This window comes from Mesorhizobium sp. M7A.F.Ca.US.005.03.2.1 (assembly GCF_003997795.1).
In the GTDB taxonomy this organism is placed as follows: Bacteria; Pseudomonadota; Alphaproteobacteria; order Rhizobiales; family Rhizobiaceae; genus Mesorhizobium; species Mesorhizobium ciceri.
The window spans coordinates 1-840 of record NZ_RZRP01001407.1; the positions used below are offsets into that span (position 1 = coordinate 1).

Below are 840 nucleotides of genomic sequence, written 5' to 3' on the forward strand. Positions count from 1 at the left end.
ATGTCACGCACCGCCTCGACGAACCGACGCTGGACAAATTGTCGAAGGGCCGGCTGCCGATCGAGGGCCGCGTCGATCTGCACGGCATGACGCAGGACGAAGCCTACTCGCTGCTGTTCTCGTTCCTGCACCGGGCGCATGCCGGCGGCGTCCGCTATGTCCTGGTCATCACCGGCAAGGGCTCGTCCTCCGGCGGCGATGGCGTGTTGCGGCGCGCCGTGCCGGCCTGGCTGTCGACGCCTGCCTTCCGGCCGCTCGTCTCCAGCCACGATCATGCCGCCCGCAATCATGGCGGTTCGGGTGCGCTCTATATCCGCCTGCGGCGGGTCCGTTCATGAGGACGGGCGCATGACCCCGTTCGGCGAGAAGCTGCGGACGCTGAGAAGCGAACGCGGTGTCCGCCAGAAGGACATGGCGGCGGCGATCGGCGTCAGCGCCGCCTATCTGTCGGCGCTCGAACATGGCAGGCGAGGCGCCCCGACCTGGACGCTGATCCAGAAGATCATCGGCTATTTCAACATCATCTGGGACGATGCCGAGGAACTGGCGCGGCTGGCCGAGGCCTCGCACCCGCGTGTAAAACTCGACACGTCGGGTCTTTCCCCCGCCGCCACCGAGCTCGCCAATCTGCTGGCGGAAAACATCGAGAAACTCGACGAAACCGAGCTTCGCCGCATCACCGCATCGATCCGCGCGGCGTTGAACCAGCGGCCGTAGCCTGACGGTCCGCGCCGGTACAAGTTCGCCTGCCTCACGAGGAAACTGCCCGCCGGCGGCCCGCCGGCGGGCAAAGTGGTGAGATCATTTCTTGCCGGCGGTGCCGCCATTTCCACCCCGGCC

General features: G+C 67.1%; 2 protein-coding genes. Both read left to right on the forward strand.

The features are described from left to right. The coding region (locus EN991_RS38130) for a Smr/MutS family protein (protein ID WP_206519359.1) at window positions 1–338 on the forward strand (338 nt) is incomplete at its 5' end. A 10-nt stretch (window positions 339–348) separates the two neighbouring features. Beyond that, window positions 349–717: a helix-turn-helix transcriptional regulator gene (locus EN991_RS38135; RefSeq protein WP_013528719.1), complete on the forward strand. Its 369-nt coding sequence runs from the start codon at window positions 349–351 to the stop codon at window positions 715–717. Window positions 718–840 lie beyond the last annotated feature (123 nt).